Source organism: Bifidobacterium simiiventris, from assembly GCF_019331715.1.
In the GTDB taxonomy this organism is placed as follows: Bacteria; Actinomycetota; Actinomycetes; order Actinomycetales; family Bifidobacteriaceae; genus Bifidobacterium; species Bifidobacterium simiiventris.
The window spans coordinates 559,605-584,350 of record NZ_JAHBBG010000001.1 but is presented as its reverse complement, the minus strand read 5'-3'; the positions used below and the strand labels follow the sequence as shown (position 1 = coordinate 584,350).

The following is a 24,746-nucleotide window of genomic DNA, read 5'->3' as shown; positions in this document are numbered from 1 at the left end:
TCCTTGCGGACCGTGCCGCACGCTGATCAACGATCGAGGACAGACTCATGACTACTTGCAGAGCATTTCGCTGGCCGGCGCTGCTCACGCCGAACGGCCGCGGCATCGCGTACGGCGGCGACTACAACCCCGACCAATGGCCGCAGGACGTATGGGACGACGACATCCGGCTCATGCGCCGGGCCGGTGTCAACACCGTCGCGCTGGGCATCTTCAGCTGGGCTCGCATCCAGCCGACCGAGAACACGTGGGATTTCGACTGGCTCGACCGCATCATCGGCAAGCTCGGGGCGGCCGGCATCGCCGTCGACCTCGCCTCGGCCACCGCGTCCGCGCCGATGTGGCTGTACGAGAAGCATCCGGAGATCCTGCCGCGCGATAAATACGGGCACGTCATCCACCCCGGTTCGCGCCAGTCGTGGCGGCCGACCAGCCCGGTGTTCAAGCGGTACGCGCTCGAACTGTGCCGCCGGCTCGCACGTCGCTACGGCGACAACCCGACCGTCACCGCATGGCATATGGGCAACGAGTATGGCTGGAACAACCGCTACGACTACTCCGACGACGCGCTCGCCGCGTTCCGCCGCTGGTGCCAGGACCGCTACGGCACGATCGGCGCGCTCAACGAGGCGTGGGGGACCGCGTTCTGGTCGCAGCACGTCAATTCGTTCGACGAGGTGCTGCTGCCGTACCACATGGGCGGCGACGCGATGGTCAATCCCGCGCAGCAGCTCGACTTCGAACGGTTCGGCAACGACATGCTGCTCGACTTCTACCGTGCCGAACGCGACGCGATCGCCGGGATCTGCCCGGACAAACCGTTCACCACGAACTTCATGGTCTCCACCGACCAGTGCTGCATGGACTACGCCGGGTGGGCCGGCGAGGTGGACTTCGTATCCAACGACCACTATTTCCACGAAGGCGAATCGCATCTCGACGAACTCGTCTGTTCGGATGCGCTCGTGAGCGCGCTCGCGCTCGGTAGACCGTGGTACCTCATGGAGCATTCCACGTCGGCCGTGCAGTGGAAGCCGGTCAACGCGCGCAAACGGCATGGCGAGCTCGTGCGCGACGCGCTGGCGCATGTGGCGATGGGCGCGGACGCGATCAACTTCTTCCAGTGGCGACAGTCCAAGGCCGGAGCGGAGGCGTTCCACTCGGCGATGGTGCCGCATGCAGGGGAGGATTCGAAGATCTTCCGCGAGGTGTGCGAGCTGGGGAAGATACTGCATACGTTGTCCGACGCCGGGCTGCAGGGCAGCGAACTGGAGCGTTCGGACACGGCGATTCTGTTCAGCGCGGAATCCGAGTGGGCGACGCGCAGCCAAACGCTGCCGAGCATGAAACTCAGCCACTGGCACGACGTGCGCGACTGGTATCGCGGACTGCTCGACGCGGGGACGCGCGCGGATGTGGTGCCGATCGCCTACGACTGGAGCGGTTACCGCACGATCGTGCTGCCGGGCGTGCTCGTGCTGTCCGACGACGATACGCGGCGCATCGCGCGGTTCGTGCGCGACGGCGGCCGTGTGGTCGTGGGTTTCGCGACCGGGCTGATCGACGAACGGTTCCATACATGGCTCGGCGGATACCCGGGAGCAGGCGACGGATTGTTGCGCGAGGTGCTCGGCGTACGCGCGGAGGAATGCAACATCCTCGGCTCCGATGTGGCCGGCGAACCGGATGCGATCGCGTTGTCGAACGGTGCCGTGACCCGGCTGTGGCAGAACGACGTGACTTCGGTCGCGGCCGACACGCAGGTTCTGACAATGTATGCAGGACAGGCGGCCGCAGCTTGGGAGCTGGGCGGTGTGCCGGCTATCACGCGACATTCGTATGGCGACGGCGAGGCATATTACGTCGGCTGCGATCTGGATCGCGCCGATATCGCGCGAATCGCGCCGCAGCTGGAATTCGGGGCATTGTCGCGGGACGATGATCCGCGCATCATCCACACCGTGCGGTGCGGCGACGGCATCCGGTTCGACTGCTACCTCAACCGCGCAAGCGAACCGGTCCCGTGCGCCTACGATCCGTCCGGGGCCCCAGTCGTCGCGTACCGTTGCGAATCCAACGGTTCCGGCGCGGCGACGATCGGCCGCAACGGGGTGCTCATCGTCTCCACGGTGTTATCCTCGTCTTGCAAACGATCGCGCCGGTGACGACATGGCAACGTATCGACAAGGAGCTGGCATGACCGACAATGCCGAGAAACGGCGGGCGACGCTGCGGGACGTGGCGCAGGCGGCCGGCGTCTCGCTCAAAACCGCGTCGAACGTGATCAACAGGTCCGGCCGCATGTCCGAAGCCACGCGCAGACGTGTCGAATCCGTCATCGAACGGCTTGGATACCAGGTCAACGTGGCGGCCCGCAACATGAGTCGCGGGCGCACGGGCTTCATCACGCTCGCCGTGCCCTCGCTCACCCCGCCGTACCTCGCCGAACTCGCCAACCGTACGATCGACGCGGCACGCCAGCGCGGCTGCTCGGTCTACGTCACCACCTACGCGGAAGGGTCGGCGAAGGGCGCTCGCGACCTGCTGCGCAACTTCAATTCGACCGTCTCGGACGGCATGATCCTGTCCATGTCCGAAATCGAGGACATCGCGCCGGCCGATCTGCGTGTCGATTTTCCGCTGGTCGTCGTCGGCGCGCGCACGACGTGGGGCATCGTCGACCATGTCACGCCCGACGACGTCAACGCCGCCTCACAAGCGGCTGCATACCTGTACGACCGCGGCTCCACGAGGCTGGCCGTGGTCGGCATGCGCGGCGAGTACAACGAGGCCGCGTTGAGCGACGCGCAGGAAGGCAACTACCAGCTGCGCATGCGCGGCGTCATCGAGGAAAGCCGGCGGCGCGGCATCGCGATCGATCCGCGGCTGATCGGACTGACCGACCAGGATTGGTCGATCGGCGCGGGTGCGCGGGCCACGCAACGGCTGATCGACGCGCGTGTGCCGTTCGACGGCGTGGTCGCGCTTAACGACCAGCTGGCGATCGGTGCGATCGCGGCGTTGCGCACGGCCGCAGTGGTGATTCCGGGCGATGTGCAGGTGATCGGATTCGACAACATCGAGGAGGCGGAATACCTGCAGATCCCGCTCACCAGCATGGATTCGCGGCTCGACTGGACCGCGCCCACCGCCGTCGACCGCATCCTCGGCCGCATAGACGGGCGTATCGCCGAGCCTGAACTGCTCACCACCGAATCCAAAGTGATCGCCCGCGCCTCCACGCGCTGAATCCTGCACAATGTCATCGTACGATGGTGCAATGGTAGCTTGATAGATCAGGAGGTGCCATGAGCGCGATTGCAACGGTGGACGAGGACTCCCTCGCCGAAGCGAAACGGATCATCGAGGCGGGCGGACTGGTCGTCATCCCCACGGACACGGTCTATGGCGTGGCATGCGACCCGCGTAACAAGGCCGCCATCGCGCGCATCTACGAGGTCAAGCAGCGTCCGCGGTTCAAGGCGTTGCAGGTCCTGCTTGCCAACATCGACCAGATCGACGGCCTCGGTCTCGACCTGCCGGCACCGCTCAACCGTCTCGCCGCACGCTTCCTGCCCGGCGCGTTCTCGCCGATCGCCGTCGCCCGCGACGACTGCGATCTGGCCACCATCAGCCCCACTCCGAACGGCACGCGCACCCAGGGCATCCGCATCCCCAACTCGGCCGTCACCTTGCGCATCTTGAACGCCACCGGACCGCTCGCCGCATCGAGCGCGAACCGGTCCGGCGAGGAAAGCGCCCAGACCGTCGAAGAAGCGCGGGCCGCGTTCGGCGATGCCATCGACCTGTACCTGGACGGCGGCCCCACGCAAGGCCACGTCGCCAGCACCGTGGTCGCCGCCAACCCGCTGTCGCGCGACGGCATCGACATCCTGCGCGAAGGCGTGATCCCGCAGGCCGTCATCCGCAAGGCCATCCACCTCAACGGCGGCGGGTTCGGCGCATGAGAATCTACCTGCTCATCGCCGCGCTCGCCGGCGGCATCACCTACCTCGTCACCCCGCTCATCCGCCACCTCGCCATCCAGATCGGCGCCGTCGGCAAGGTCCGCGCGCGCGACGTGCACACCATCCCCACGCCGCGCATGGGCGGTCTCGGCATGCTCGTCGGCTTCCTCGGCGCGATGCTCATCGCCAGCCAGCTGCCGTTCACCGGCAACCTGTTCCACGCGAGCCGGCAGGCGTGGGTCGTGATGCTCGGCGCGATCTCGATCTGCCTGATCGGCATGGCCGACGATCTGTGGGATCTCGATTGGATGCTCAAGATGTCAGGCCAGCTGCTGACGGCCGTGTTCGTCGCATGGGGTGGTCTGCAGATCATCTCGCTGCCGCTCGGCTCGCTCGTCACCGCATCCCCGAGCATTTCGATCACGATCACCGCGTTCCTGATCGTCGCTTCGATCAACGCGGTCAACTTCGTCGACGGACTGGACGGACTCGCGTCCGGCATCGTCGCGATCGGTGGCATCGCGTTCGCCGTCTACTCGTACATCATCGCGCGCAACTCGCCGTCGTACGCGTCGATGGCCACGCTGATCGATGTCGCCATGATCGGCATCTGCGTCGGCTTCATCCTGCACAACTGGCATCCGGCGAAACTGTTCATGGGCGACTCAGGCTCCATGCTGCTCGGCTATCTGATCACCTGCGCGTCGATCATCATGACCGGCCGACTCGACCCGGCCTCGATCCACGCGAGCATCTACCTGCCGGTGTTCATGCCGATCCTGCTGCCGATCCTCGTGCTGTTCCTGCCGGTGCTCGACATGTGCATGGCGATCGTGCGACGGCTCGCGAAAGGCCAGTCGCCGATGCACCCCGACCGCATGCACCTGCACCACCGCATGCTCAAGATCGGCCATTCCGTGCAGGGCGCGGTGCTCACGTTGTGGGGATGGGCGGCGCTCATCGCGTTCGGCTCGCTGATGATCCTGTTCTTCCGCGCGCGCTACGTGGCGATCGGCATGGCCGTGGCGACCGTGGTGCTCACGATCGTCACCATGTACCCGTATTTGAAACACCGCATCCCCGAGATCCGCGAGGAGAACGAAGAGATCGAACAGCGCGCCAAGCACATCCGCGAGGACTGACGGCCGCTGCGTTGCCCGCCATACCACGGGCGCGTGTCACTCGTCAACACACGTTCATATAGTGGGTCTATGGCTTTAATTCCTAACACGAATGACAACAACTACGCCCCGCTCCCTCCGATCTTCGCCCAGCTGGGCCTCGCCTACGACGACGTCCTGCTGCTGCCGAACGAGACGGACGTGATCCCGTCCGAAGTGGACACCACCACCCACCTGACCCGTGAGATCACCATGAAGGTCCCGGCGATCTCCGCCGCCATGGACACCGTCACCGAATCCGAAATGGCCATCGCCATGGCCCGCAACGGCGGCATCGGCGTGCTCCACCGCAACCTGTCCATCGACGACCAGGCCGCCCAGGTCGACGTCGTCAAGCGCTCCGAGTCCGGCATGATCACCGACCCGCTGACCGTCAACCCGGACGTCACCCTCGCCGACCTCGACAAGTTGTGCGGCAAGTTCCACATCTCCGGCCTGCCGGTCGTCGACAAGGACAACAAGCTCGTCGGCATCATCACCAACCGCGACATGCGCTTCATCGCATCCGAGGACTACGACCACCTCAAGGTGCGCGACGTGATGACCAAGGAGAACCTCATCACCGGCCCGTCCAACATCTCCAAGGAGGACGCGCACGACCTGCTCGCCAAGCACAAGGTCGAGAAGCTCCCGCTCGTCGACAACGAAGGCCACCTGACCGGCCTGATCACCGTCAAGGACTTCGTCAAGACCGAGCAGTACCCGGACGCCACCAAGGACGCCCAGGGCCGTCTGCGCGTGGCCGCCGGCGTCGGCTTCCTCGGCGACGCGTGGCAGCGCGCCTCCGCCCTCATGGAGGCCGGCGTCGACGTGCTCGTCGTCGACACCGCGAACGGCGAGGCCCGCCTCGCGCTCGACATGATCCGCCGCATCAAGTCCGATCCGGCCTTCCGCGACGTGCAGGTCATCGGCGGCAACATCGCCACCCGCTCCGGCGCCCAGGCCATGATCGACGCGGGCGTCGACGCCGTCAAGGTCGGCGTCGGCCCCGGCTCCATCTGCACCACCCGCGTGGTCGCCGGCGTCGGCGTCCCGCAGCTCACCGCCGTGTACGAAGCCGCCCAGGCCTGCAAGGCCGCCGGCGTGCCGTGCATCGCCGACGGCGGCATCCACTACTCCGGCGACATCGCCAAGGCCCTCGTGGCCGGCGCGTCCTCGGTCATGCTCGGCGGCGCGCTCGCCGGCTGCGAGGAGGCCCCGGGCGAGAAGGTGCTCCTGCACGGCAAGCAGTACAAGCTGTACCGCGGCATGGGCTCGCTGGGCGCGATGGCCCCGCGCGGCAAGAAGTCCTACTCCAAGGACCGCTACTTCCAGGCCGACGTCACCTCCAACGACAAGGTCGTGCCGGAAGGCGTCGAAGGCGAAGTGCCGTACCGCGGACCGCTCAACGCCGTCCTCTACCAGATGATCGGCGGCCTGCACCAGTCGATGTTCTACATCGGCGCGCACAACATCAAGGAGATGAGCGAGAAGGGCCGCTTCATCCGCATCACCGACGCCGGCCTGCGCGAATCGCACCCGCACGACATCGTGATGACCGCCGAAGCCCCGAACTACTCCGGCTTCCACAACTGATCGGTCGGTTTCAGCTATCTCGGCTCCCTCTGATGAGGGAGCTGTCACCGTAGGTGACTGAGGGAGAGAACACGGGGCATGCCCGTGACAGCCTTCAGTCGCGCCACGCGTGTCAGCTCCGTCATCCGAGGGAGCTTTTTCGTATGCGCTGATCGATCGATAGCGGCTCTCCTGCCCGCGTGCGGCAAGGGAGCCGTTTTTGTATCGGCGGCGCGGTAGCCTGTACTGTTCGATACAGGACGAGAAACAGCAAGGAAAGGCGGCGCACGATGGTGGACAGCCATGATGCGGAAACTTACAGCGCGAAGGATTCGCGCCTGATCTGGATCGATTGTGAAATGACCGGACTCGACATCTTCGGCGGCGACGAGCTGGTCGAAGTGTCCGTCGTGCCGACCGACTTCGACCTCAACGTGCTCGACGAGGGCGTGGACTACGTCATCAAACCGTCCGAGGCCGCCGTGGCCCACATGAACGACTTCGTGCGCACCATGCACACCCGCTCCGGCCTCATCAACGAATGGGAGCACGGCCTTTCGCTCGCCGAGGTGGAGCAGAAGGTCACCGAATACGTGCTGCGCTTCACCCCGGACGGCGTGCGCCCGCTGCTCGCCGGCAACACGATCGGAAGCGACAAGAAATTCCTCGACCACTACATGCCGAACCTCATGAGCCACCTGCACTACCGCAGCGTCGACGTGAGCACGCTGAAGGAACTCGCCCGCCGCTGGTATCCGGCCGTGTACGAGAACCGCCCGCCGAAGAACGGCGGCCACCGCGCGCTCGCCGACATCATCGAATCGCTCGACGAGCTGCGCTACTACCGCGAGGCGTTCATGGCGCCCGCCCCCGGTCCGGACGAGGCGACCGCCAAGCGCATCGCCGCCGACGTCGTCGCCACCAGCATCCTCAACAAGTAGCCCATCCCTTGGCCCCCTCGGCTGAGGGGGCTGTCAGCGAAGCTGACTGGGGGAGCGTACACGCTATGGCTTTCAGAAAACTCGGTAGGCTATGGGCGTGACGCTCCCTCAGTCACGCTACGCGTGCCAGCTCCCTCAGCCGAGGGAGCCGAGATAGACAAGTAAAGGAGCCGCCGCATGACCGCAGCCGACTGGACCGAGATCGCCGGTCCCGCAGACATCAGACTCGTCGTCGCCGACATGGATGGCACGTTGCTGGACGAGCACAGCGAGATCCCGTCCGGATTCTGGCCGATGCTCGAACGGCTGCAGTCGCGCGGCGTCGAATTCGTGCCCGCGTCCGGCCGCCAGTACGCCACGCTGCGATCCATGTTCGCCGACCGCGTGCCGCGCGAACTGTCGTACATCGCGGAGAACGGCAACGTCGTCGTCGCGGACGGCGAACTCATCGAAGTCCACGGCGTGGACGTCGCCGTCTCTCGAACCGTCATCGACATGGTCGATGCGGCCGTCGCGAACGGCACGCACGACGTCGGCCTCGTGCTGTGCGGTCTGAACACGGCGTACGTGCAGCGCACCGATCCCGCGTTCGTCGACGAATGCCGCAAGTACTACCATGCGCTGGAGATCGTGCCCGATCTGCACGCCGTGCTGCCGAGCGTCGAGCGCGGCGACGAGACGATGTTGAAGCTCGCGATCTTCGACTTTGGCGACGCCGAGGCGATGGCCGCCGATCTGCTGGACGACATCGCGCGCGACTGGCAGGTGGTCGTTTCGGGTGCGCACTGGGTCGACATCATGAATCCGCAGACCGACAAGCGGCGCGGGGTCGAGGCGCTGCAACGGCATCTGAACGTCGCGCCGGCGCAGACCGCGGTGTTCGGCGACTATCTCAACGATCTTGAGATGCTCGCCGCTGGCGAGTACTCGTTCGCGATGGGCAACGCGCACCCCGACCTCAAGGCCGCCGCGCACTACATCGCGCCCACGAACGTCGACCACGGCGTGCTGCAGGTCGTCGACCGTCTGATCGGCTGACTGGGCTGGTCGGTTGTCTGGTTGGCTGTCTGATCGGCTGACGGGTTGCCGATTACCTGAACATGTCATTTCGAGTGAGACATGTCTGTCCAACCCCTGTCATTTCGAGCGAGGCGGAGCCGAGTCGAGAAATCTTCCGGTGCTGGTGCGGTGTGAAGATTTCTCCACTCGCTTCGCTCGGTCGAAATGACATGGCTTGGGTCATGCGCTCGGCCGATGATGGAAAGCAGCGTGATAAGGAGGGACTATGCGGCAAAGCGAGGCGCTGGCGATTCTGCAAGCCGGTGCAAACGTATTCCTCACCGGTGCGCCGGGTGCGGGCAAGACGTATGTGTTGAACGAGTTCATCGCCACCGCGCGCAAGGACGGCGCGTCCGTGGCCGTCACCGCGTCGACCGGCATCGCGTCCACGCATATTGACGGCCAGACCATCCACTCGTGGAGCGGTGTCGGCGTGTCGACCTCGCTCACCGCGAACCTGCTCAAACTCATCAAAACGCGACGCCGGCGCAAGATCGAATCCACCGACATCCTCGTCATCGACGAAGTGTCGATGATGCACGCGTGGCTGTTCGACATGGTCGATCAGGTCTGCCGCGCGATCCGCCGCGACCCGCGCCCGTTCGGCGGCATCCAAGTCGTGCTGTCCGGCGACTTCTTCCAGCTGCCGCCGGTAAGCGTGTCGGGCCGCAACAATGATCTGATCACGCCCACGCCCGAGTTCGTCGCCGCCCGCGAACGCTACGCGAAGGCCGGGCTGAACCCGGAAGGATTCGTCACCGAATCGCTCGTATGGGCCGAACTTGATCCGGTCGTCTGTTATCTGACCGAGCAGCACCGTCAGGACGACGGGCAGCTGCTCGGCGTGCTCACCGACATCCGCGACGGCTGCGTTGACCAGGACGACCGTGACGCGCTGGTCACGCGGCTCGGCGTCGTGCCGGAGGCCGACGAGGTGGCCGTGCACCTGTTCCCGGTCAACCGGCAGGCCGACGGGCTGAACGACCTGCGGCTTGCGCAGATCGGCTCGGCGGAGCACACGTTCTTCGCGGAATCGTCCGGTCCGGTGAATCTCGTGGACCGGCTGAAGAAGAACATGCTCGCGCCGGAGAAACTGGTCTTGAAGACCGGTGCTGCGGTGATGGCGCTACGTAACGACGCCGACCGGCAGTTCGTCAACGGGTCGCTCGGCACGGTGCGCGGGTTCGCGTCCGAGGCGAAGGGCGGCTGGCCGATCGTCGAGTTCGAGAACGGCAACGTGGTGACGATGAAGCCGGCCGCGTGGGAGATGATGGACGGCGAGACGGTGCTCGCGTCGATCAACCAGGTGCCGTTGCGGTGCGCGTGGGCGATCACGATTCACAAGTCGCAGGGCATGACGTTGGAGCGTGCGGTGATGGATTTGCGGCGAACGTTCGCGCCGGGCATGGGGTACGTGGCGCTTTCGCGCGTCGAGTCGATGGACGGACTGTTTCTGGAGGGCGTCAACGAGCGGATGTTCTACGTGTCGCCCGACGCGGTGCGGCTCGACGGCGTGCTGCGCGACCGTTCCGATGCGGCCGCCGACCTGCTTGCGCAGGACGGCGCCGAGGCGTTCGACCCGCGCGCCCGTGCCGCCGGCGGCTCGGCCGACGACGAGTTCGAGCAGGGCGAGCTGTTCTAGCGATTGTCCAAAAACGCGGGGCTTCGGTGAGACGAACAGGGCCGCGACGGTTGCTAACGTATGCGGTTCTGGTACAGTGTCGTGGGTTTGCTCGGAAAGGAGCAACAACAAGTGACAACTGGAGACAAGAAGGAGCTTGCCGTGGCCGGTGAAGGCGCACAGAAGAAGAACATCAAGGCCATCGTCATCGCCGCGATCGTCGCGGTCGTGGTCATCGTCGCCGCCGTCGTGGTCGGCGTGACCGTGTTCGGCGGTCCGAGCGTAGAGACCCTCAAGGCCGATTGCGCGACCGCGTCCGACGACCTGCGTGTCGCCCAGAACGAATACAACGGCCTCGTCAACGGCGACGCCGCCACCGCGTCCGCCTATACCAAGGACGACGTGAACGACGCCAAGACCCTCGACGCGCTCAACAAGGAACTCTCCGTCGAGACCCCGGAGCTTGCCTCCTGCAACGTCGACGCGGATTCCGAATACGAAACCGCGATCGAGAACATCAAGAAGAACACCACCTGGTACCAGGACCACACCAAGACCCTGCAGAAGGCCGTCGACGCCGTCAACGCCAGCCTCAAGCAGTGAGCGACTAGCCGGTTTCCGCCGGTTTGAAGCGCAAGGCTCTCCGAAGAACGCGGTGTTTTTTCGGAGAGCCTTGTTGTTTGCTGGTTATGCGGCGGCCGGTTAAGGCATTCACTGTGCCGTCTCACAGGTCCTGCACTGCCATGTGCGTTTCCTTGCGCCGACTAGCTTTGTCGTGCCGGTACCAGCCGATGCCCAGCAGAATCAGTCCCGGAATGCTGTATCTGATCATTCCGGAGACGATGCCCATTACCACCATCGGGCCGACGGCATCCCATGGTGCTCCTGACATGACCAACACGAACAGGTTCCATCCAATCGCCCATGCCACGCCGAGCGAGATCCACACGATCGGCGGTATCAGCCAGAATCGTGTGTCGCCGGTGCGGGTCAGACGGAACTGCAAGACTACGGAAAGAACGAACAGAACGATCACGATGATCGGCAGCACGGTGGCCGCGGTAGAGAGATGTTCGATATGATCGGCAATGAACTGTTCCATAATGCACTCCTCGTTGAGTTGCGTGACCAGTCCGATGATGAGCCTCACGTATGGATGGGTGCTGCTACTGATCGGAACGATCGCATTGTCTGCGATATTCGGTGATGAGTATTTTCGCGGTGTCGAAGTCGAGTTTATCGTCCACGGCAAGCCGCTTGATAAGGGCGATGTACGGCTCGTTGTCGATCTGCTCGGCGAGTCGGATCTTCTGGATGAGACGGTCGAGACGAAGCCTGACGGTGGGGTAGGAGACGCCGTATTCGGCGGAGACCTCCTTCATTGAGCCGGAAGCAAGCAGAAACCGCTTGATGAAGGCCATGTCTTCGTCGTCAAGATTCTGCATCCACGGTGGCGCGGTATTCATACGATGTGATTTCTCCTTTCTTCCTTGAATAATAATTTCAATAAAATTAAGTATATCTTTAATAATATTAAAGATCAATGTGTGGTGTTGCTGGATGTGACAACACTGACATGCCGCGACGCTTCCTCGGCTGAGGGAGCCGAGGCTCCGCCGGCATCATACGCGAATAGGGGCGGATTTGGCCGGCCGGCGCTGCTTGCGCATCGTTTATCAATGTCTTGCCAGCGCCATATGCACTTGGCCGGGATGATGAACCGGTGTCAGGATATGAGATGGGCGACACGCTGGGGTTGGGGTGGGTGGTATGGTGTGAGACATGACGAATCTCTTGTGTTGTTGTTGCCGCTAACCGTGCTGCCCACATCGGGCATTGGCAAGCGGTTGACAACGCATAACTTGAGATAAGGGTCATTCTTTTTCGATCATCCCACTTTGTTTGTGCATGGTGGTTTCATGCCATCATCGGTTGCGGATCGTCTCGTACCATCATCGGTCTGTGATCGCAAACGGTATCGGTTCAAGACGGTATCAGCTCAACCGATCACACATGCCATCGAAAATCATCAATCCCGTTTCTCATACCTGCGGCGTTGGCCGATGAGCCAGAACCTCTCCTATCTCATCCATATCGCGAAAACCAGAACATCCCCCGCAGAAGAAACGAGAACCGACCATGACCGTCCACAACTCCATCGCCGAAACCATCGGCAACACCCCGCTCGTCAAACTCAACCACGTCGCCAACGACATCAAGGCCACCATCGCCGTCAAAGTCGAATATCTCAACCCCGGCGGCTCGTCCAAGGACCGCATCGCCGAACGCATCATCGACGCGGCCGAACGTTCCGGCCAACTCAAGCCCGGCGGCGTGATCGTCGAACCGACCTCCGGCAACACCGGCGTCGGCCTCGCGCTCGTCGCCCAGCAGCGCGGCTACCGCACCATCTTCACCCTGCCCGACAAAGTCAGCGAATCCAAACGCGCCGTGCTGCGCGCGTACGGTGCGGAAATCGTCGTCACCCCCACCGACGCCGGCCCCGACGACCCGCGGTCCTACTATCAGGTCGCCGAGCGGCTCGCCAACACCATCCCCGGCGCGTTCCGCCCCAACCAGTACGACAATCCGAACGGACCGGCCAGCCACTACGCCACCACCGGCCCGGAAATCTGGCAGGCCACCGACCGCAAGGTCACGCACTTCGTGGCCGGCATCGGCACCGGAGGCACGATCTCCGGCACCGGACGCTACCTCAAGGACGCGTCGAACGGCGTGGTCACGGTCGTCGGTGCGGACCCGGAAGGCTCGATCTACTCCGCCGGCGGCGACATGAGCGCTGTCCACCAGTACGACATCGAAGGCGTCGGCGAGGACTTCTATCCGAAGGCGTTCGACCGGACCATCACCGACGACATCGTCAAGGTCAACGACCACGACGCGTTCCTCATGACGCGCCGGCTCGCGGGGGAGGAAGGGTTGCTCGTCGGCGGATCGTCCGGCATGGCGGTCGCCGCAGCCGTGCGATACGCGCGTGAACGGCAGCTCGACGAGAACCAGCTCGTTGTCGTGCTCGCGCCCGACTCCGGCCGCAGCTACCTGGAGAAGATCTTCAACGACGACTGGATGCGCGACCACGGCTACGGCGACATCGTCGAGGCGACCAGCCGGCCCGCGCTCGCCGCGCAATACCTGTGAGCGGGCGAACCGTCAGCTCGACCCCACACATAACGCGCTATCGGCAACTCCGATAGCCACGCCACCACACAAACCGAATCACACCATTACCCTCGCAAGAGGGACATTCGAAAGGAACCGACCATGACCATCTCCACCAACGCCGCCGCACTTGCCGCATCCCAGCTCGCCACTCGCGCCATCCACGCCGGCCAGGAACCCGATCCGACCACCGGCGCGGTCGTCACGCCGATCTACGCCACCTCCACGTTCAAGCAGGACGGCGTCGGCGGACTGCGCCACGGCTACGACTACAGCCGCTCCATCAACCCGACCCGCAACAGCTTCGACGCGCAGCTCGCCTCCGTCGAAGGCGCGAAATACGCGCTCTCGTTCTCCTCCGGCCTCGCTGCGATCGACGTGTTGCTGCGCTCGACCATCAAGCCCGGTGACAACATCCTGCTCGGCAACGACGTGTACGGCGGCACCTACCGACTGCTGTCGAAGGTGTTCGTGCCGTGGGGCGTGGGCCTCGACGTGGTCGACATCACCGATCTGGACGCGGTGGCTGCGGCGTTCAAGACCAAGCCCTACGCGTACATCTGGGTGGAGACGCCGTCGAACCCGCTGCTCAACATCACCGACATCAAGGCCGTGGCGGCGCTTGCGCACGAGCATGGCGTCAAGGTCGCGGTCGACAACACGTTCGCCTCGCCGGTGCTGCAGCACCCGCTCGCGGAAGGTGCAGATGTGGTTGTGTATTCGACCACCAAGTACATCGGCGGGCACTCCGACGTGGTCGGCGGCGCGGTGGTGCTCAACGACGAGGAAACGCGCGACGAGGTGGCGTTCCTGCAGAACGCTGCCGGCGCGGTGCCTTCGCCGTTCGACTCGTGGCTGGAGATCCGCGGACTCAAGACCCTTGACCTGCGTGTCAAGCAGCATAGTCGCAATGCGCTGAAGATCGCGCAGTGGCTTGAAGGCCATTCTGAGGTGGAACGCGTGTGGTACCCGGGCCTCGAATCGCATCCGGGCCACGAGATCGCGGCACGCCAGATGCACGGTGGATTCGGCGGCATGATCTCCGTGCAGATCAAGGCTGGATTCGAGGCGGCCAAGCGCTTCGCCGGTGCGACGCAGGTGTTCACGCTCGCCGAATCGCTTGGCGGTGTCGAATCGCTGATCGAGCACCCGGGTGCGATGACCCACGCCTCCGTGGCGGGCACTACGCTCGAGGTGCCGGCGAACCTGATCCGCCTGTCGGTCGGCGTCGAGGATGCCGACGACCTGATCGCCGACCTCGATCAGGCGTTCAAGGCGATCTGACGTCGGTCCTTGTATCGGCCCCGAGTCTCCCGACCGTTCCCCTTGCGACGACGGCCGGGAGACTTTTCGCATAGTGCCATCATGGCTTGTGCGCCAGCCCGCGACATGCCCGGATCGCCCGCCATCGCCTACACTTGGGAGGCATGACAGACAACGCGGCGGCGCTGGGGGCGCTCAAACAGTATTTCGGCTACGATTCGTTCCGGCCCGGCCAATCCGGCCTGGTCGAGGCGATCCTCGCCGGACGCGACGTGCTCGGCGTGATGCCCACGGGCGCGGGCAAATCCGTGTGCTACCAGATTCCGGCCACGCTCCTGCCCGGCATCACCGTGGTCATTTCGCCCCTGATCTCCCTCATGCGCGATCAGGTCGACGCCCTGACCGACGCCGGCATCCCCGCCGCGTTCATCAACACCACGCAAAGCCCCGACGAGCAGGGCATGGTGCTCGCGCAGGCCGCCCGCGGCGACGTGAAGCTCCTCTACGTCGCCCCGGAACGCCTCGACACCGATCGGTTCCGGGATTTCGCCGCCCGTACGCCCGTCAGCCTCATCGCCGTGGACGAGGCTCACTGCGTCTCCCAATGGGGCCAGGACTTCCGTTCTTCATACCTTGGCATCGGCGAATTCATCGCCAATCTGCCCGCCCGCCCGGTCGTCGCCGCGTTCACCGCCACCGCCACCGAACGCGTGCGCCGCGACATCGTCGGCATGCTGGGATTGCGCAATCCGCAGGTCACCGTCACCGGTTTCGACCGCGAGAACCTGTATTTCGACGTGATCCGCATGGACACCAAGCGCAAGGCCGCATGGGTGGCAAGCTACATCGCCTCGCACCCGGACGAATCCGGCATCGTGTACTGCGCCACGCGCAAGACGACCGAGGAGCTGGCCGCCGCAATCAACCGGGCCGTGCCGGCGTTGCGCGCGGCGGGAGATGCGGCCGGCGGCGTGGCGGATGGTCTCGACAGCCTCGGCCCGGTCGCTGTCGCCTACCACGGCGGCATGCCGGCCGACGTACGCAACCAGGCCCAACGCGACTTCGTCACTGACCGCATCCCCGTGGTCGTGGCCACCAACGCGTTCGGCATGGGCATCGACAAGTCGAACGTACGCTACGTGATCCATCACAACATGCCCGAATCGATCGAAGCCTATTACCAGGAGGCCGGCCGCGCGGGCCGTGACGGCGAACCGAGCCGCTGCACGCTGCTGTGGAACGAATCGGACATCGTCACCCGCCGCCGTCTGCTCGACAGCGACTATGAGAACGATCGCATGACGCCCGAGGAGCAGGAGATCAACCGCGCCAACAAACGTCGTCTGCTCGACGCCATGATCGGATACTGCCGCACCACGGACTGCCTGCACACGTACATGACCCGCTATTTCGGCGAAACCGCACCGGCCGGCAGTGGCACCGGCGACGCGAACGGCAACGGAGATGCCGCGAAATGCAAGGGCGGCTGCACGAACTGCGACAGCACGTTCGAGACGCTGGACGTGACCGACATCGCGCGCGCGATCAGCCGGTGCGTGCACGACGTGATGTACGACTACGACGATCGGAACCGGCCGACGCGCACGCCGATGCGGCAGGGGCTTGGCTCGGGAAAAATCGTCGCCGTGCTGCGCGGTTCGCGTGCCCAGGACGTGCTTGCCCGCGGACTGGACCGATGCCCGAGCTACGGAAGACTGGAGCAGACGCCCGAAGCGCGCGTTCGCGATGTGCTCAGTCAGATGACGACCGACGGATTCCTGTTCGTGTCCGAAGGGCGACTGCCGATCGTCGGATTCGGCAAGCGGGCCGCGGAAACGGTCGCGCCGGACTTCCACTACGAGATCAAACGCGTGGAACGGGCGGCATCGAGCCGTTCCGGCGCCGCGAGCAGTGGCCGGTTCGGCGCCGCGACCGTCGCGTCCGGCCCGGCGCTCGGCTCGTTCGAGCCGGTCAGCGAGGCCGACGAGGCGCTGTTCCAGCGGCTGCGCGCCCTGCGTCGCGACATCGCGCAGGAGATCGGCAAGCCGCCGTACATCGTGTTCTCCGACAAGACCCTGCGCGACATGGCCCGCGTCAAACCGACCACCGACGAGCGGTTCCTCGGGGTCAACGGCGTGGGCGAAAGCAAGCTCAAGCAATACGGCGAACGGTTCATGGAGGCGATCGCCGGGTTCGGCGACTAGCGTCGCGCGCTGGTTATGCGGGGACGATGATCCCGGACGCTGCGTGACGTGGCCCCTCCGACAGAGGAACGACGTGCCGGCGAGCAGCGCGGAAGCGTCCTCGCTTATAAGCAGCGTCTATAGCGATTTTGCCGATCCGCCCCATGAACGCCGTCGATGGTGGAACAATAGGAGACGGACATCATCCTCAAGACAAGGAGTCTGAAATGGCCGACAAGCCAGTCGTCGAAAGCTTCCAACTCGATCACACGAAGGTCAAGGCCCCGTACGTGCGCTACATCGATACGCAGACCGGCCCGAACGGCGACGTGATCTCGAACTACGACCTGCGTCTCGTCCAGCCGAACGAGAACGCGATCCCGACTGCCGGCCTGCACACGATCGAGCACACGATCGCCGTGCTGCTGCGCGAACGCATCCCCGGCTACATCGACTGCTCGCCGTTCGGTTGCCGCACCGGCTTCCATCTGCTGACCTGGGGCACGCATTCGACCGAGGACGTGGCGAAGGCGCTCAAGGAATCACTCGAGTTCATCGCCTACCAGGCCACGTGGGACGACGTGCCGGCCACGACGATCGAAAGCTGCGGCAACTACCGCGACCACAGCCTGTTCACCGCGAAGGAATGGGCGAAGGACATCCTCGCCAAGGGCATCAGCTCCGATCCGTTCGAGCGCAAGGTCGTCTGATCTGAACCGATGGCCGGTTCGGTTCCCGACCGTCGGGAGTCCGGCATGACGACGCCCGGCGTTCCGTCCGTTGCGATGGAAGCCGGGCGTCGTCATGCCGGTTGCGGGCTGCGTGTGCGGCGGGATCTCAGCGTTCGTCGGCCGTGGCGAGGCGCACGATGGCGGCCTCGGATTCGTCCACGATGCGTCGCATCGCCGTCTCGGCGGCCTCGCCGTCGCCTTTGCGGATCAGCGCGGCGATCTCGGCGTGCAAATTCAGCGCGGTCTGGTCCGCGGTCTGCGGCATCAGCTCGTGCTGCGTGCGTCCCCTCAGCGTCGAGGCGATCACGTCGCCCAGCTCGGCGAACATGCGGTTGCCGGACGCCTGCAGCAGCGTGCGGTGAAAGCGCATGTCGGCGTCCAGATAATCCGGGCCGTTGGCATGATTCGAATGCGACACCATGCCGATGGCGGCCTCGGTCAGCGCCGCCCACTGGTCGGGCGTGGCGGCGCTCGCCGCGAGTCGCGCGGCCATCGGTTCCACCGCGGCGCGCAGCTGGGAGAGCTCGTGCAACGCGTCGAGCCGATGGGCGCCGCGCAGTCGCCATCCGATGACCTGCGGGTCGAACATGTTCCATTGCTCGATCGGGTTGACGGTGGCGCCGGTCTTGCGTTTGACGCTCACCAGCCCCATTGATTCCAGCACCCTCGTGGCTTCGCGCGTCACGGTGCGCGACGGCGGCGTGTCGCCGTCCATGGCGGGGTCGGGCAAGCGTTCTCCGACGGCGATGTCGCCGCTTACCACGGCCATGCCCCATTCCTCAAGCAGGCGGTCGTGCAGCGGACGGTCCGCGTTGCGTCCGCTGTCGTTGGTCGTATTGACAGTCATACCGTCAAGTATCGCACATACAAAAGCAACGTAGGTCATTCGTATTGGCATACGTAATGGGTGAGTCGCATATATTTCGTATTGCGTATTCCAAATGATGTGATATAGTATGAAAAGGCATACGAAATGTACGTCGATAAATAAAACGTCATGCAAAACAGCGCGTGGTTGCGCGATCATATCAAGGGAGCGTCAGATGACGAATACCGAGATTTCGGCTCAGACCCAGGATGTCGCGTCGCGGTCCGCACAGTCGGACGAGCGGCCTGATCTCATTTCGGCCAACACCATTCCGGAAGGCTACTTCGCGCACACCAAACCCATCGCCATCATCATGGGCGTGTGCGGCTGCGGCAAGACAACCGTCGCCGAGCACGTGTCCGCCAAACTCGGCGTCAAATACGCCGAAGCCGACGATTTCCACCCCAAGGCCAACATCGAGAAGATGGCCGCCGGCCACCCGCTGACCGACGAGGACCGCTGGCCGTGGCTCGACGCGCTCGCCGCATGGATCGACCAGCGCGTGGCCGCGGGCGAGCCGGCCGTCGTCACCTGCTCCGCGCTCAAGAAGGCGTACCGCGACAAGCTGCGCAGGCCGGGCGTGGTGTTCGTGTACATGAAGGGAACCTACGACGAGGTGCTGGCGCGCATGTCGCACCGCCAGGGCCATTTCATGAAGACCAGCATGCTCCAGTCCCAGTTCGACATCCTCGAGGAGCCGGGTTCGGACGAGGTACACGTCGACGTCGAGATCGGCCACGGCACCACGCCCGACCAGGAGGCCGCGGCGGTCGTCGCCGCGCTCGGACTGTAAATCTCACACAACCAATTCACCCATCACATATTCACCAAGGAAGGTGCAACCATCATGCAAATGGGAATGATCGGACTCGGCCGCATGGGCGGCAACATGGTCAAGCGGCTGCGCGAAGGCGGCCATGAGATCGTCGGCTTCGACATGAACCCCGACTCCGGCCGCGACGTCGACTCGCTCGAGGCGCTCGTCGGCGCGCTCAGGACCCCGCGCGTCGTGTGGGTCATGGTGCCGGCCGGCGTGCCCACCGAATCCACGAGCGCCAAGCTCGGCGAGCTGCTCGAGCCGGGCGACATCGTTGTGGACGGTGGTAACTCCAAGTACACCGAGGACCGCGAACATGCGTCCGTGCTGTCCGAACGTGGCATCGGCTTTCTCGACTGCGGCGTCTCCGGCGGCGTGTGGGGCGCGGAACGCGGCTATGCGCTCATGGTCGGCGGCTCGGCCGAGGACTACGCCACCGTGCTGCCGATCTTCGAGACGTTGAAGCCGGAAGGCGAGTACGGTCTCGTGCACGCAGGCCCGGTCGGAGGCGGCCATTTCGCCAAGATGGTGCACAACGGCATCGAATATGGCATGATGCAGGCGTTCGGCGAGGGCTTCGCCACGATGATGCGCAGCGAATACGTGACCGACCCGGCCAAGACGATGGCCTCGTGGCGCTCCGGCTCGGTCGTCGCCAGCTGGCTGCTCGACCTGTTCGAGAACGCGACCAAGGACGATCCGACGCTGCACAACGTGCCGCCGGTCGCCAACGAGTCCGGCGAGGCCAAGTGGATGGTCGAGGCGGCGCTCGAACTCGGCGTGCCCACGCCGACCACCGCCGCGGCCCTGTGGCAGCGCCAGGATTCGCGCGGCGCGGCCGACGACATCCTGCGCGTCGTGACGGCCCTCAGGGCCCAGTTCGGCGGCCACGTCACCAAGGTCGACGAGATCGCGACCCACTGAGCGGGTTGCGATCTCGTCGGTGCCGCTGTCTGGCGGGCCGGATTCGTCGAGGATGTCACGAGTTCTAGCCGAATCCGAGCCGGCATACTGAAGCGTCCGAAATCTCCTCGGATCGGCGGCTGCTGGAGAAAAACGGACGCCTGCGGCCTTCGCGGCGTCCGTTTTCCTCCAGGAAGATGACACTGCTCATGGAAAGCGGACGCTGATGGCCGTTGCCGCGTCCGGATTCCATCAGGAAGGCGATGCTGCTGGTGGAATCCGGACGCAGTGACGTGCCCGCGGCGCTGCTCGGGCATAGATGGTCGTGCGGAGTGTGACCGTTGCAACAGGCACAACGGTCACACCCCGCATTCGTTTTGGCCGGCGATCAACCGGCCAGAGACTCCATGCCGGATTCGCGGCCGAATCGCATGGCCTGCGGATGCGACGGATCGAACGCATCCCAGCGGGGGAGCGGCGTGCCGTCGTACCCGCTGCCGTTCGGGTCGCCGGTGCGGATGAAGTTCGCCCAGTAGTCGCACATGGCGGCGGACAGGTCGTAATGCCAGCCGGAGAACGGACGCCAGCAGGTGTGCAGCGTGTTGAACGTGAACCACAGGTCGGAAGAGTGGAACGCGCCGGCGTCGTCACCGGGCATCTGCACGTCGAACCGGTAGAAGAACGGTTTCGGGTCGCCGGCTTCGATCCATGCGTTCGCCAGCCTGATATTGCCCAGCTCGCCTTCGGGCACCGGCGTGCCGTTCGGTCCGGGGACGGTGAACTCGCCGGTGGTGTTGCCGATCAGCAGCTTGCGACGATGATGGCGCTCGCTGTGCGGATGAAGCAGGGCGTCACCATACTGGTCGGTGAGGAACCGACCGTCGACGCAGGGGATCCAGTTGACCAGCATCGGCCAGTCGCCTTCGCGGCCGGAGTCCGGTGGTACCGGGAATGCACAGGCCGCGTCGAGCAGTTCGGCGGCGGGGATCGATCGGGCCTCGTCGATCGACGAGACGCCGAGCGAAGCGAGGAACCGTTCGCCGTTGCGTTGCGATTCCGCCAGCGACCACAGGTGCTCGTTGAAGACGCCGAGCCCGCCGCCGGACTGCATGATCGCGCGCTGGAACAGGCCGTCTGACGATGCGGACGCGCATTGGGCGAGTACGCTGGCCGAACCGGCCGACTGGCCGGCGACGGTGATGGTGCCGGGGTCGCCGCCGAACGCCTCGATGTTGTTCTTGACCCAAGCGATGGCCGCCTGCTGGTCGAGCATGCCGAAGTTCGCGGTCGGTTCGGTGGGATGCCGCAGACCGGGGTGCGTGAAGAAGCCGAACACGTTGAGACGATAGGATACAGTCACCACGACGATGCCGCGGCGTGCGAACGACGCTCCGTCGAACTCCTTCTCCGAAGCGGTGCCGCACTGGTAGGCGCCGCCGTAGATCCACACCAGCACCGGCAATCGCGGGTTGTCTGCGCCGAGGAATCCGACCTCGTCGCCGGAACCTCGCAGCGCGGGCGTCCAAATGTTCAGGTAGAGCGAGTCCTCGGAGCGCGGTGTCGCGGGATCGACGCCCCACTCCCTGCCATAGAACTCGTCCGGGCCGCTCATCGGCTGCATGCTGATCGGCGAGAAATCATGCGCTTTGAGCACGCCGTCCCACGGCCGAAGCGGCTGCGGGGCGCGCCAGCGCAGCTCGCCGACCGGGGGAGCGGCGAACGGCACGCCCCTGAATGCGGTAATGTTCGGATCCTCGAGGGCAAGGCCCTCGATGGCCCCGTATCGGGTGATGACTTGTCGTGCTACCATCTTGCTCCTTTGCCTGATGACGATGGGCGGCGAACCGGACGGTCGGGCTCCGGGGGACTCCGTCGTCGGCGGTTCGCGCCCCGGATGAATGCCGGATGACGGCCGCTGATATAAAATTTTCTTTTAAATTTAGAAAAATATCGACATGAGTAATGCTATCAGTTGGGGAACCTGTGTCAAGAATGATGTCTATCAGCATGTATTGCTGGAATATGAAGGATTGCCTGACTGATTGCGAGGTTTCGCTATACTGAAACAAGAACGAAAATTTTCTATTAACTGAGGTGGTTATGACAGGCAATGCAGAGCGAAAAGTCACGTTGGCTGAGATCGCCCAGCGATCGGGCGTGTCGATCGCCGCGGTGTCCAAGGTGGTCAACGGACGTGACGGCGTATCGGACGCCACTCGGCAGAACGTCGAGAAGGTGCTGGAACAGGTCGGGTATCGCCGCAAGAGGCAGCTTGACGCGAAGATGTCGTCCACCGTCGAACTGATCTTGCCGTATGGGGATGGCAACGGCTTGGTCGAGTTCCTGCGGGGAGCGACCTCGCAGGCCAACGCGATGGGCGCCGGCGTGACGGTCAGTGAAACAAAGCCTGGAGCAGACCGCTATGAGCTGTTCCTGCAGATCCTGCGTCGCAACCCGCTGGGCATGATCGTCGACCTTCCCGATGTCACCGACAAGGAACGCAAGCTGTTCCGATCCCGGTCGATCCCGTTCGTGATCGTCGACATGAATCGTGGCTCCAGCGAGGAGACGCTTTCCATAGGCGTCGACAATTGGACCGGCGGATTGATCGCCGGCCGGCATCTTGTCGGGTTGGGGCACCGGCGCATCGCGGTCGTGTCGGGGCCCGATGATTCCGAATCGTCGGCTGCGCGTATGGCGGGGCTTGGCATGGCGCTGCGTGAGGCTGGTCTTCAGCTCGATCCGGCATTGGTCGCGACGGGCGACTTCATGTCGGAGGCCGGATTCGATGCCGCCATGCGTTTCCTGCGGATGCCAGAGCCGCCGACCGCCATCTTCGGGTTCAACGATCTGACGGCCATCGGCATCCTGCATGCGGCGGCCCGCCTTCGGGTGCTGGTGCCCGAGGAGCTTTCGGTTATCGGCTTCGACGATGTGTTTCCAGTAGCGGGTATGGGGCTGACCACGGTGCACCAGCCGTTTCTCGGCGTCGCGCAGGAATCGGTCAAGATGATCATGAACGCCAAGGCCCAGCAGGACGAGGGGCGGCGCATATCGGAACGCCGCATCGTCATGACGCCAAGGCTCGAGGTGCGCCAGACCACCGGCGCACCCCAGGCCTGATCGGATCATTCGTCGGGCGATGGCGCGGTGCTGCCTCTGACGATCAGCGTGGTGGGCAGCGTCAGATTGGTCATCAGCGTGTCACGTTCGTCCCAGCGCAGCAGCAGGTCGACCGCCTCCGACGACATCTCGCGAATGGGCTGGCGCACCGTGGTCAGCGGCGGCCCCATATAGGCCGAGGTCTGCACGTCGTCGAATCCGATGACCGACAGGTCGTCGGGGATGCGCAGGTTGAACGTGTGGGCGGCGTCGTAGATGCCCATGGCCTCCAGGTCGTTGCCGGCGACGATGGCGGTGGGGCGCGGCGTGCGGGCGAGCAGCTTCGCCGCCAGCTCGCGTCCACATGTCGTGGTGAAGTCGCCTTCCAGAATCATCGATTCGTCGACGGACAGCCCGCGTTCCGCCATGGCGGCCAGATGCCCCGCCAGTCGCGCCTGTGAGCACAGCATGGATGAGGGGCCGGTGATGACCCCGATGTTCGTGTGGCCGAGATCCAGCAGATGCCGGGTGCCTGCCAACCCGCCGCTCCAGTTGTCGGCGCGGATGGATGCCGAGCCCGGGTCGGGATCTCCCGAGGGGTCGAGCAGCATGTAGGGGATGTTTCGGGCGGCCAGTCGTTGCGCCGCGTCTTCGGCGAGATCGCTCAGCACCAGGATCACGCCGATCGGATTGCGCTCCACACATGCATCCACCCAGAATGAGGGGTCGTCGCTGACGCCTCGGGTCTCCGTGATCACCACGCCGAGGCGATGGCTGCGGGCGGCCCGTTCCACGCCGATGATGACTTCCAGTCCCCAGACGTTGTCGAGCCGCTCCAGCACCACGTCGATCAGCGGCGATGTCGAGGACCTGCTTTTCGCGTAGTTCATCGCGTCCAGCGCGGCCTGCACGCGGTTTCTGGTGGCGTCGGCCACGTCGGGTTTCCCGTTGATCACTTTGGACACCGTGGCCACGGAGACGTCCAGCTGGCTGGCGATTTCGGTCAGCGTCGGGCGTCTTCTCGACCGGGACTGGCTTGCCGATGGTCTGATGCGCGTGGATTGTGGCATGTGGGCACCTCCTCGTTGAGATGAAATTTTCGAAAAAACTTCTAAAAATGATTGTACACAAGAGTCGTTGTTTATGATGCCTGTGATGGCAATCTCGATGCGTGTGTATGACTGTAAACGGCTTACTTTCAATGTTTTAGCATAAGAGATTCTCTCGAAAAAAGTTTCGAGAACGGTGTTTTGCGGTTGTTTGACAAATGCATATGCCGAGTTGTATAAATGAATTGTTCTTGAGATATCGAGAATGGAGAGAAAATTTTCGCACAAAGGAGAGTGCAATGACACGACGAAGTGGCAAAGCCCGA

General features: G+C 64.3%; 21 protein-coding genes. 16 read left to right on the top strand and 5 right to left on the bottom strand.

The features are described from left to right. Nucleotides 1-47 precede the first annotated feature (47 nt). The 9 genes from KIH76_RS02390 to KIH76_RS02350 all read left to right on the top strand — a co-directional run bounded on the left by KIH76_RS02390 (nt 48) and on the right by KIH76_RS02350 (nt 10,927). A complete protein-coding gene (locus KIH76_RS02390; protein WP_219069106.1) occupies nt 48-2,165 on the top strand; it encodes a beta-galactosidase in 2,118 nt (705 codons plus the stop codon). 31 nt (nt 2,166-2,196) lie between these two features. Continuing rightward, a complete protein-coding gene (locus KIH76_RS02385) occupies nt 2,197-3,249 on the top strand; it encodes a LacI family DNA-binding transcriptional regulator (RefSeq protein WP_219069104.1) in 1,053 nt (350 codons plus the stop codon). Between the two features lie 59 nt (nt 3,250-3,308). Continuing rightward, the gene (locus KIH76_RS02380; protein ID WP_219069101.1) at nt 3,309-3,968 is read left to right on the top strand and encodes an L-threonylcarbamoyladenylate synthase; all 660 of its coding nucleotides are present in this window, start codon (nt 3,309-3,311) and stop codon (nt 3,966-3,968) included. Then, nucleotides 3,965-5,110 carry an MraY family glycosyltransferase gene (locus KIH76_RS02375; RefSeq protein WP_214372283.1) on the top strand — a complete coding sequence of 382 codons (1,146 nt, stop codon included), beginning with the start codon at nt 3,965-3,967 and terminating at the stop codon, nt 5,108-5,110. The genes KIH76_RS02380 and KIH76_RS02375 overlap by 4 nt, the downstream gene beginning before the upstream one ends. Nucleotides 5,111-5,179: 69 nt before the next feature. Then, nucleotides 5,180-6,724, top strand: coding sequence for an IMP dehydrogenase (gene guaB / locus KIH76_RS02370; protein ID WP_214372281.1), 1,545 nt, complete (start codon nt 5,180-5,182; stop codon nt 6,722-6,724). A gap of 269 nt (nt 6,725-6,993) precedes the next feature. Further along, a complete protein-coding gene (gene orn, locus KIH76_RS02365) occupies nt 6,994-7,644 on the top strand; it encodes an oligoribonuclease (RefSeq protein ID WP_219069099.1) in 651 nt (216 codons plus the stop codon). 177 nt (nt 7,645-7,821) lie between these two features. Continuing rightward, entirely contained in the window at nt 7,822-8,682 is an 861-nt protein-coding gene (locus KIH76_RS02360) for a Cof-type HAD-IIB family hydrolase (protein ID WP_219069097.1), read from the top strand. 247 nt (nt 8,683-8,929) lie between these two features. After that, nucleotides 8,930-10,345: a PIF1 family DEAD/DEAH box helicase gene (locus KIH76_RS02355; RefSeq protein WP_219069095.1), complete on the top strand. Its 1,416-nt coding sequence runs from the start codon at nt 8,930-8,932 to the stop codon at nt 10,343-10,345. A gap of 111 nt (nt 10,346-10,456) precedes the next feature. Then, nucleotides 10,457-10,927 carry a hypothetical protein gene (locus KIH76_RS02350; protein ID WP_219069093.1) on the top strand — a complete coding sequence of 157 codons (471 nt, stop codon included), beginning with the start codon at nt 10,457-10,459 and terminating at the stop codon, nt 10,925-10,927. A gap of 121 nt (nt 10,928-11,048) precedes the next feature. Here the strand turns inward: KIH76_RS02350 and KIH76_RS02345 are convergent, their stop codons facing one another. Both KIH76_RS02345 and KIH76_RS02340 read right to left on the bottom strand, forming a co-directional pair. After that, nucleotides 11,049-11,426 (bottom strand): hypothetical protein, encoded by a 378-nt coding sequence (locus KIH76_RS02345; protein ID WP_219069091.1) that lies wholly within the window; start codon nt 11,424-11,426, stop codon nt 11,049-11,051. Nucleotides 11,427-11,490: 64 nt separating this feature from the next. Further along, nucleotides 11,491-11,790, bottom strand: a complete 300-nt coding sequence (locus tag KIH76_RS02340; RefSeq protein ID WP_214372275.1) for a DUF2089 family protein — start codon at nt 11,788-11,790, stop codon at nt 11,491-11,493. A 673-nt stretch (nt 11,791-12,463) separates the two neighbouring features. Between KIH76_RS02340 and KIH76_RS02335 the strand changes: the two genes are divergently transcribed. The 4 genes from KIH76_RS02335 (at nt 12,464) to KIH76_RS02320 (ending at nt 17,660) form a co-directional block, all read left to right on the top strand. Next, nucleotides 12,464-13,483 carry a pyridoxal-phosphate dependent enzyme gene (locus tag KIH76_RS02335; protein ID WP_219069088.1) on the top strand — a complete coding sequence of 340 codons (1,020 nt, stop codon included), beginning with the start codon at nt 12,464-12,466 and terminating at the stop codon, nt 13,481-13,483. 123 nt (nt 13,484-13,606) lie between these two features. Next, nucleotides 13,607-14,788: a cystathionine gamma-synthase gene (locus KIH76_RS02330; protein WP_214374175.1), complete on the top strand. Its 1,182-nt coding sequence runs from the start codon at nt 13,607-13,609 to the stop codon at nt 14,786-14,788. 143 nt (nt 14,789-14,931) lie between these two features. Further along, nucleotides 14,932-16,971, top strand: a complete 2,040-nt coding sequence (locus KIH76_RS02325; protein WP_219069086.1) for a RecQ family ATP-dependent DNA helicase — start codon at nt 14,932-14,934, stop codon at nt 16,969-16,971. 206 nt (nt 16,972-17,177) lie between these two features. Then, a complete protein-coding gene (locus tag KIH76_RS02320; protein ID WP_214374177.1) occupies nt 17,178-17,660 on the top strand; it encodes an S-ribosylhomocysteine lyase in 483 nt (160 codons plus the stop codon). Nucleotides 17,661-17,787: 127 nt separating this feature from the next. Here KIH76_RS02320 and KIH76_RS02315 read toward each other — a convergent pair whose 3' ends face one another. Next, nucleotides 17,788-18,528 (bottom strand): FadR/GntR family transcriptional regulator, encoded by a 741-nt coding sequence (locus KIH76_RS02315; protein ID WP_214374178.1) that lies wholly within the window; start codon nt 18,526-18,528, stop codon nt 17,788-17,790. A 196-nt stretch (nt 18,529-18,724) separates the two neighbouring features. Between KIH76_RS02315 and KIH76_RS02310 the strand changes: the two genes are divergently transcribed. Then, on the top strand, nt 18,725-19,342 hold the full coding sequence (locus tag KIH76_RS02310) for a gluconokinase (RefSeq protein WP_236036747.1): 618 nt from the start codon (nt 18,725-18,727) through the stop codon (nt 19,340-19,342). A gap of 54 nt (nt 19,343-19,396) precedes the next feature. Then, nucleotides 19,397-20,290, top strand: a complete 894-nt coding sequence (gene gnd, locus KIH76_RS02305; protein ID WP_214374179.1) for a phosphogluconate dehydrogenase (NAD(+)-dependent, decarboxylating) — start codon at nt 19,397-19,399, stop codon at nt 20,288-20,290. 367 nt (nt 20,291-20,657) lie between these two features. Here gnd and KIH76_RS02300 read toward each other — a convergent pair whose 3' ends face one another. After that, complete coding sequence (locus KIH76_RS02300; RefSeq protein ID WP_214374180.1) at nt 20,658-22,079, bottom strand: carboxylesterase/lipase family protein; 1,422 nt, start codon at nt 22,077-22,079, stop codon at nt 20,658-20,660. A gap of 290 nt (nt 22,080-22,369) precedes the next feature. Here KIH76_RS02300 and KIH76_RS02295 point away from each other — a divergent pair, with 290 nt between their 5' ends. Then, nucleotides 22,370-23,392 carry a LacI family DNA-binding transcriptional regulator gene (locus KIH76_RS02295; protein WP_236036746.1) on the top strand — a complete coding sequence of 341 codons (1,023 nt, stop codon included), beginning with the start codon at nt 22,370-22,372 and terminating at the stop codon, nt 23,390-23,392. 5 nt (nt 23,393-23,397) lie between these two features. On the opposite strand, the gene KIH76_RS02290 is transcribed toward KIH76_RS02295, so the two are convergent. Beyond that, nucleotides 23,398-24,441: a LacI family DNA-binding transcriptional regulator gene (locus tag KIH76_RS02290; protein WP_214374182.1), complete on the bottom strand. Its 1,044-nt coding sequence runs from the start codon at nt 24,439-24,441 to the stop codon at nt 23,398-23,400. Nucleotides 24,442-24,746: the final 305 nt, after the last annotated feature.